The organism is Amycolatopsis sp. NPDC051716 (assembly GCF_040681595.1).
Lineage (GTDB): Bacteria > Actinomycetota > Actinomycetes > Mycobacteriales > Pseudonocardiaceae > Amycolatopsis.
Window position 1 is genome coordinate 177,189 of the sequence record NZ_JBFAZA010000007.1, and the last position, 9,201, is coordinate 186,389.

Consider the following 9,201-nt stretch of genomic DNA (forward strand, 5'->3'; position numbering starts at 1 on the left):
GGAGCCGAGCGCGCGGCCGAGCCGGCCATCACCCGGTTAAACCCCGGCACTCCAGCAGGTACCCGGCCAACTCGGCCACGGTCGGCCGGTCGAAAACGACAGTCGCGGGCAGCTCGATACCCGACAACCCGGAGAACCGGGTGCGCAGCTCGATCACCCCGCGCGCAGCAACCCGCGCGACTCCGGCTCGACCGGGTTCACCGGCCAGGTCCGACGCACCGGAGCCGAGCGCGCGGCCGAGCCGGCCATCACCCGGTTAAACCCCGGCACTCCAGCAGGTACCCGGCCAACTCGGCCACGGTCGGCCGGTCGAAAACGACAGTCGCGGGCAGCTCGATACCCGACAACCCGGAGAGCCGGGTGCGCAGCTCGATCACCGTCAGCGAATCGAACCCCAGCTCCGGGAACGGCCGGTCATCGCCGATCACGGCGGGGTCCGGGTGCCCCAGGACCGCGGCGACCTCCGCGCGCAGCAGCTCACGCAACTCCGGCTCGGCCGGGTTCTCCGGCCAGGCCTGACGCACCGGAGCCGAGCGCGCGGCCGAAGCGCCGGTCGGCGGCGCCATCGACGCCGACGGGTCGAAGCGGACCGGTACCAGCACCGGTTCGGCCGAGCCGAGCGCCGCGTCGAACAGGGCCAGGCCCTGCTCGACGGTCAGCCCCTCGACGCCGGACGCGTGGATCCGCCGGCGGGCGGTGGCCGAGATGCGGTCGCCGAGCCCGGTGCCGAGCTCCCACAGCCCCCACGTCAGGGACAACGCGGGCAGCCCGGCCGCGTGGCGGCGGCACGCCACGGCGTCCAGCAGCCGGTTCGCGGCCGCGTAGTTCGCCTGCCCCGCCTTGCCGAACACGCCGGCGATCGAGGAGAACAGGATGAAGGCCGTCAGCGGCAGGTGCCGGGTCACCTCGTCGAGGACCAGCGCCGCGTCCGCCTTGGGGCGCAGCACCACGTCCAGGCGGTCCGGCGTCTGGGCCGCCAGCACGCCGTCGTCGACCACGGCCGCGCTGTGCACGACCGCCGTCAACGGCGGGTCGCAGCTGCCGACCAGGTCCACCACGGTGGCGCGGTCCGCGATGTCGGCCGCGACGATCCGCGCGTCCGCCCCGAGTTCCCGCAGGGAGGCCAGCAACTCCCCGGCGCCGGGTGCCGCCGGTCCGCTCCGGCTCACCAGCAGCAGGTGCCGGACGCCGTGTGCGGTGACGAGGTGCCGGGCCAGCACGGCGCCGAGCGCGCCCGTCCCGCCGGTGATCAGCACCGTCCCGCCGGGGTCGATCGGCTGCGCCGGCGCCGGGGCGGCGCGGGTGATCCGCAGGACGTGCGGCACGCCGTCGCGGACGGCGATCTGCGGTTCCGCGCTGCCGCCGGCGAGGTCCGCGACCCGCGTCACCGGGAACCCCGGCTCGAGGTCGACCAGGCCGATCCGGCCCGGGTACTCCGCCGCCGCCGCGCAGCCCAGTCCCCACGCCGCCGCGGCGGCCGGGTCGGGATCGGGGCCGGTCGCGTTGCGGGTGACCAGAAGCAGCCGGTCGCCGCTGCCTTGCCAGTCGTGGAGCACGGAAAGCGCGTGGCCGGCCGCCGCGCGCGCGTCACCCGAAGCGATTTCGACGGTCCGCACCGGTTCCGAAGACGCCACCGCCGCCACCGGCGGCATCGAAATCCACTGTGGACGGTAGAGCATCGTGTCGGGCGCCGCCATCGGCCGGGTCGTCAGCGTTTCGATGCCGGCCGTCGGATTCCCGGCCTCGTCGTACAGCGTGACGCGGACCGCGCCGACGCCGAGGCGGACGCCGTGCACCCGGGCCCGCCGCGCCCCGGGCGCGTAGACCTCGACGCCGCTCCAGAGGAACGGCACCCGCTGCCCGGCCGCCGGCCCCTCGGCCAGCGCGGTCGCGTGCACGGCCGCGTCCAGCAGGACCGGGTGCACGGCGAACCGGCCCCCGACATCCGGCGGCAGCTCCACCTCGGCGAAGAACTCCTCATCGCGCAGCCACAACCGGTGCACGGCTTGAAAAGCGGGCCCGTAGGCGTGCGCGCGGTAGGCCTCGGTGACGTCGGCTTCCCCGGCCCCGGCCGGCGGCCACTCACCCTGCCAAGCGGGCGGGAGCGGGCCACGCGGGCGCAGCTTCCCCCCGGCGTGCTTGCGCCAGTGCTTCTCGTCGCGGGCCCGGGCGTAGACGTCGATCCTCGGTTCGTCCACGACGACCTGGACGTGGACGTCCTCGGTGTCCAGGCGCAGCGGGGCCTCGATCGCCAGTTCCTCGATAGCCGCTCCGCCGGCGTGCAGGGCCAGCTCGGCGAACAGCGTCCCGGGGACCAGCACGGACCCGCCGACGACGTGGTCGGCGAGCCACCGGTGGCGGCGGACGCCGAGCGAGCCGCCGTGCACCACCCGCGGTGAGTCGGGCGCTTCCAGCGGCGGACCGAGCACGGCGTGGTCGTCGCCGGCCGGCTCCGGGGACGGCTGGTCCAGCCAGTACCGGGTGCGCTTGAACGGGTACGTGGGCAACGGCGTGATCCGCGCGCCCGAGCCGGCGAACACCGCGGGCCAGGCGACCCGGGCACCGGCCGTGTGCACCGCGCCCGCCGCGGCCAGCACCCCGGGGCCCGACATCGTGGCCGGCGCGGTCGGCAGGACGTCGGCGGTCAACCGGGTGAGCACCGGCGCCGGGCCGATTTCGAGGCCGGCGACCGGTCCGGGTGCCGCCGCCGTGGCCAGCGCGTCGGCGAAGCGCACGGTCGAGCGGGCGTGCCGCCGCCAGTGGCCGGGCTCGATCTCGTCGACCAGTTCGCCGGTCACGCACGAGACGAGCGGAACGGTGGGACGGTGGTGCTTCAGCCCGGCGGCGACCTCGTGGAACTCGTCGAGCATCGGGTCGAGCAACGGAGAATGGAAGGCGTGGCTGACGCGCAAGAGCGTGCCGCCGCCGAAGCGGGCGGCGAGCGCCGTCGTCGCGGCCGTCTCCCCGGAGAGCACCACCGAACGCGGCCCGTTGACCGCGGCGACGGCCACGGTGTCACCCACGAGCGGAGCCGCGTCCGCATCGGTGGCCTCGACGGCGATCATCACCCCGCCGCCGGGCAACGCGGCCATGAGCCGCCCGCGTGCCGCCACGAGCGTCGCCGCGTCCGCCAACGACAGCACTCCGGCGACGTGCGCGGCGGTGATCTCGCCGATCGAATGTCCCAACAGGACGTCCGGACGCAGGCCCCACGACTCGAACAACCGGTACTGCGCGACGCCGAAGGCGAACAGCGCGGCTTGCGCGTGGTCGGTGCGGTCCAGCGCTTTCCCGCCGGCGAAGGCGACTTCGCGCACGCCGCCGCCCAAGGCTTCGCACGCCTCCTCGAAGGCGTCGGCGAACACCGGGAACCGCTCGGCGAGCTCCCGGCCCATCCCGGCCCGCTGTGCGCCCTGCCCGCCGAACAGCACGGCCAGCCGCGTTCCACTTCGGACGGTCCGGCCGCGCACGCGCCCGTCGGCGACGGCGCGCAGGGCCTCCCGGTTCGCCGCGGGCACCAGCACGCGGTGCGCGAGCGGTGTCCGCCGGGCCAGGGTATGAGCGACGTCGACGGTGTCGGGAGCCTCGGCCAGCCCGGCCGCGACGAGCCGGAGCGCGTCGCCGTCCGCGGCACTGAGCAGCCAGGGCGCCTCGGGGAACGGCCGGCGGCCCGGCGGCTGCGACGGCGGTGCCTCCTCGACGATCACGTGCGCGTTGGTGCCGCCGATCCCGAAGGCCGACACCCCGGCCCGGCGGACCCGATCCGTGTGCGGCCACGGCCGGGCTTCCGCGAGCAGCCGCACCTCGCCGGACGCCCAGTCGACGTGCGGACTCGGCTCGTCCGCGTGCAGCGACGCCGGCAGCTGCTCGTGCTGCAACGCCGTCACCACCTTGATCACCCCCGCGATCCCGGCGGCGGCCTGGGTGTGGCCGATGTTCGACTTCACCGAGCCCAGCCAGAGCGGCTCCCGGCGCGGGCCACGCCCGTACGCCGCCATCAGCGCGTCCGCCTCGATCGGGTCGCCCAGCGGCGTTCCCGTCCCGTGCCCTTCGACGGCGTCGACGTCCGCCGCGGTCAGCCCCGCGTCCGCGAGCGCCGCCGCGATCAGCGCCTGCTGGGCGCGTCCGCTGGGCGCGGTCAGGCCGTTCGACGCGCCGTCGGAGTTGACCGCGGTGCCGCTCAGCACGGCCAGCACCGGGTGCCCGTGCCGCTGGGCGTCGGACAGCCGTTCCAGCAGGATCACCCCGGCGCCCTCCGACCACGCCGTGCCGTCCGCGCCGGCCGCGTAGGACCGGCAGCGGCCGTCCGGGGAGAGGCCGCGCTGCCGGCTGAAGGCCAGGAAGGTCCGCGGGGTGGCCATCACCGTGGACCCGCCGGCGACCGCGAGCGAACACTCCCCCGCGCGCAGCGCCTTCACGGCGAGGTGCAGCGCGACCAGCGACGACGAGCAAGCCGTGTCGACGGTGAGGGTGGGCCCGGTGAGCCCGAAGGTGTAGGAGAGCCGGCCCGAGGCCACCGCGTGCGAGGAGCCGATGCCCAGCCACGCCTCGAGTTCGTGGGAGGTGGTGAACCGGCTCGCGTAGTCCTCGTTCATGACGCCGACGAACACGCCGGTGGCACTGCCGCGCAGCGTCGCGACGTCGATGCCGGCCCGCTCGAACGCCTCCCAGGACGTTTCCAGCAGCAGCCGCTGCTGCGGGTCGGTGGCCAGGGCCTCCCGCGGCGAGATGCCGAACATCCCGGCGTCGAAGTCCGCGAACCCGTCCAGGAACCCGCCGCGGCGGGTCACCGAGTGGCCGAGCCGGTCCGGATCCGGGTCGTACAGCCCCGCCACGTCCCAGCCGCGGTCGGCGGGGAACTCGCCCGTCGCGTCCACCCGGTCCGCCACGAGCCGCCACAGGTCCTCCGGCGAGCGCACCCCGCCGGGGAACCGGCACGCCATCGCCACGACGGCGATCGGTTCCGCGGACGGTGCCGGGCTCGCGCGCGGCGGCTCCGCCGGGCTCGCCGAGCCCAGGCGCGTCAGCTCGGCGATCACCGCGCCCGGCGTGGGGAAGTCGTAGATCAGCGAGTGCGGGACGGGCACCCCGGTCAGCGCGGTGATCCGGTGCCGGAACTGCACGCCGGCCAGTGAAGACAAGCCGAGGTCGGTGAAGGGCCGGTCCCGCCACCCGTCGCCGCCGTCGTGCCCGCAGAGGGCCGTCAGCTCGGCCCGCACCACCGCGGCGAGGTCCGGCTGCTCCGGCGCACTCGCCATCGCGTGGCGCTTCGGTTTGCCCGACGCCGTCCGCGGGATCGCGTCGATTTCGAGGTAGGCCACGGGAACCTTGTGCAGCGAGAGCCGGCTGAGGCAGAGGCGGCGCAGCTCCTCGGCGTCGAAGCCGTCCGGCCCGGCGACCACGAACGCCACCGGCACCTGCCCGACGACGTCGTCGGGCCGGCCGGTGACGAGGACCTCCCGCACCGAAGGGGACTCCTCCAGCACGGCCTCGATCTCGGTGGGGTGGACGTTCTGGCCCCCGCACACGATGACGTCGTCGACCCGGCCGTCGAGCACCAGCCGGCCGCCTTCGAACCGGCCGGCGTCGCCGGTGCGGTACCAGCCGTCCCGCAACGGCGACTCCGGCTGCCCGTGGTAGCCCAGCATCAGGCCCGGGCCGCGGACGAGCACCTCCCCCGCGTCGATCCGGACCTCCATGCCGGGCACTGGGACCAGTCCCGGTTCGCCGGGGCGCTCCACCGCGACCTTCCCGCCCGTCTCGGTGCTCCCGTAGCCGTCGACGAGGGGCAGGCCGAACAGCTCCCGGACCGCGGCGCGGGTCGCCGGCGTGCACGGCGCACCGCCGGTCAGGCACAGCCGCGGCGGGACGACCGGGCCGTCGGCCTCCTGGCGGAGCCGGAGGTAGGTGGCCGGCACCCCGGCGAGCACGCACCCCGGGTACTGGGCGAGCAACTCCGGCGAGCAGCCGTCGGCGAGCCGGGTGTGGGCGCCGAGCGCGATCGTGGTGGTGAAGGCGAGCGACAGGGCGTAGGCGTGGTGGAGCGGCAGCGGCCACACCACGGTGTCCCCGGCCTCGATCCCGAACACGGGGACGTACGCGGCGGCGGTCGACCACAGCACCGCGCGCTGCGAAAGGAGAACGCCTTTCGGCCGTCCGGTGGTGCCGGAGGTGTAGAGCAGCCAAGCGGGTTCGTCCGGCCCGAGGTCGTCCCGCGGCGATCCCGCCGCCGCCGGCGGCTCCTCGACGTAGAGAACCCGCAGGTCCGGCCGCAGCCGCTGGGCCACCTCGGCGTGCCGGGCCTCGGTGATCAGGAGCGTCGCCCCCGAGTCGTCGGCGAAGTGGGCGAGCTCGGCCTCGGTCGATCGCACGCTCACCGGCACCCCGACGGCCGCCGCCCGCAGCACCGCCAGCAGCGACACGACGAACTCGACGCGGTTGCCGACGTGGACCAGCACGCGATCGCCCCGGGACACGCCGAGCGCCGCGGCGAGATCGGCACTGGCGCCGGCCAGTTCACCGTAGGTCAGCGTCCGCCGCCCGTCGGAGAAAGCCGGGCGGTCGGCGGGGTGCGCGGACAACGACGTCAGCAGCGGCCTGAGGAACTCGGCCCGGATTTCATCCACTGCTCCGGGTATACCGCAATCACCGCGGCGGCGTCGGCGAGGTGGTGCCGGTCCGTTCGTCGCCGTAGCTCAGCCAGGTCCCGATCGGGGGACGCTGCCCGACGCCCGGGCGGCGGTAGTCGCACACCCCGCCGGGGAACGCCGCCCGCAGCCGCTGCCGGTCCGCGGCGGTGAAGGCGACCGGGTAGTCGCGGAAGTCCAGCGGCTTGAGCCGGCACTTCAGCACGTCGAGGGCCAGGCCCTCCCCCGCGACCATCCGGGTGTTGGCCGCCACCGGGTACTGCGCGCCGCACTGGCCGCTCGCGGGGTACGTCAGCTTCTCGGTGATCCGCGACGCAGCCGAGAGGTAGCACCCGTCGCCGAGATCGCCCGGCCGGTTCGCCAGCACCTTCTGCTGACGGCCGCGGTGCGAACGGTCGGCGTCGATCGCGGTCAGCCAGCGGTCCATCGCGTCGAGCTCGTAGGCACTGGCCGCCCCGGCTTCGGCCGCGGTGGGGTGGTTTTCGATGATGACCTGGTTGCCCGCGGTGCCGTTGGCCCGCAGAAGCCGTTGCCGCATGACGTAAGACCACTCGGTGGTGTGGATGTCGTTGCCGAACCCGGCGAAGTCGAGATCGGTCCGCTGGTCGATGATCGGCGTTTCCCGCAGGCCTTGCGACGCGGAGTTCACGAGGTCGTCGGCGTACACCGCGTCCAGGGCCTTCGGGTCGGCCGCGATCCGTTGCGGCACGGGCGTTCCGGTGTAGTCGAGGCCGCCGATGGCGGCGTTGAGATCGACGAACTGCGCCGCGGTGATCGTGCCGGCTTTCAGCGCGCTCAGGCCGTACTGCACGCCCGTGGTGTCCAGCGGGCTGCGCACGAACCCGGTCTTCGGGTCCCGCCCGAGCTGGTTGACCAGCTGCTCGTTGGAGTTGCACTTCACCCCGCGCGGGTTGGTGACCGGATCCCACCGCGCCGCGACCGGGATGGCCGCGTTGCAGCTGCCGGTCGCGGTGGCGCGGCTGGCGAAGGTCTTGTCCCAGGAGACGCAGGTGTCGTAGCTGCCGAAGCCCGCGACGGCCTGCCTCTGCGCCGCGGTGAACGACGCGCCCGGCCCGGCGAAGTACCGCTCCAGCAAGCGGCAGTCCGACACCGGGCCGCCGGTGCTCAGCGGGTCCGGGAACGAGACGCCGGGGATGATGCCGTCGACGATGCCGGGGTAGTTCTCCGCGATGTCGTACTGCTGGATCGCGCCGCCCGAGCCACCCCAGCCGATGGTGTGCGCGACCGGGCCGTAGGTCTCGACGAAGTGTTCCTTGACCATCATCGCCGCCTCGGCCGAGATGATCGGGCTGCAGTTGTTGTCGAGCACGTTCAGGGTCGACGACGCGACCGCGTAGCCCCGGGCCAGGAACAGGTCGTTGACGACCCCGCCGGTCGAGCTGCCCTGGTGGTAGCCCGCGTTGCAGCCGCCGCCGAAGGTGTAGACCAGCTTCCCGTTCCAGCCGCCTTCCGGCGCGACGGGCGACGGCTCGCCGTCGTAGAGGGCCGCCATCTCGTAGACGGCACGGTCGATCGTGCCGTGTTCGACGCGGACCACGTACGGCACCGCGTGCCCGCCGACCGTCGCCGTCGCGAGGTCCGCCGGCCGGGCCGCCGGGTCCGCCAGCGGCGCGAACGCCCCGGCGGTCGTCCGGTACTGGTAGCTCACCTGGGTCGGCGCGCCGCAGAACGGCTGCGACGCGGCGGGCAGGCCGAACGCCGTGGTCTCGCAGTAGAACGGGAGCTGCTGCGCGCCGGAGAAGACGGGCCCGGTGATCGGGTGGTTGATGACGCGCAGGTGCGCCCACTGACCCGGGCTCGTCCGGGCGCTCAGGTCGTTGGCGCCGTCGCGCAGGCCGGTGACCAGGCCGAGCAGGCTGCCGTCCGGCTGGCCGTGGAAACTCGAGGTGACGTCGTGTCCGTTGGCGCTGACGGTGACCCGCTTCTCCGCCGGAACGACCCTGACCAGGACCTGTCCCCCGCTGACGAGCGCGGGCCGCGGGTTCGACACGGTCTCGATCGTCAGCTGCCGCCCGGGCGGAAAACCGGGAGCGGCCACCGCGGTCGCGGTCCCCAGCAGGAGCACGGGCGCGGTCAGGGCCGCGACCAGGGTGGACGAGCGCACAGCACGGTTGGCCACCAGACACTCCGGTCGTTCGTGGCATCGCGTCGGTGCGACACCGGGCTGCTGCCGGTATAGCACCTGCGGCCCGCCCGGAACAACGGCCGATTGCCGGGCCGCACCGGGTGCTGAAGGCGTTCGAGACGGGAATTGCGCGACTTCATTCCCGGAACCGGAAGTGTGCAGGGGTCGAGGGCCGCACGCAGACGGAGGCGCGGGACGCGACCGGCCAGGCCGCGCCGGACCGCGGCCCACGCCTCGGAACCCGCATCCGCGCCAGGGACATCACCGGACCACCCGATCCCGGGCCACACCCCGTGCTGAACGCGTCCGAGACAGGAACTACACGAATTCATTCCCGGAACCGAAGTGTCCGGGGATCGAGCGCCGCACGCAGGCGGAGGCGCGGGACGCGACCGGCCAGGCCGCGCC

The 9,201-nt window shown here is 74.5% G+C and carries 2 protein-coding genes; both read right to left on the reverse strand.

Going from position 1 to position 9,201, the window contains the following annotated elements:
- Positions 1 to 248: 248 nt before the first annotated feature.
- Entirely contained in the window at positions 249 to 6,626 is a 6,378-nt protein-coding gene (locus AB0M30_RS11840) for a type I polyketide synthase (protein ID WP_364582952.1), read from the reverse strand.
- A gap of 19 nt (positions 6,627 to 6,645) precedes the next feature.
- Positions 6,646 to 8,787 (reverse strand): DUF6351 family protein, encoded by a 2,142-nt coding sequence (locus AB0M30_RS11845; RefSeq protein WP_364582954.1) that lies wholly within the window; start codon positions 8,785 to 8,787, stop codon positions 6,646 to 6,648.
- Positions 8,788 to 9,201: the final 414 nt, after the last annotated feature.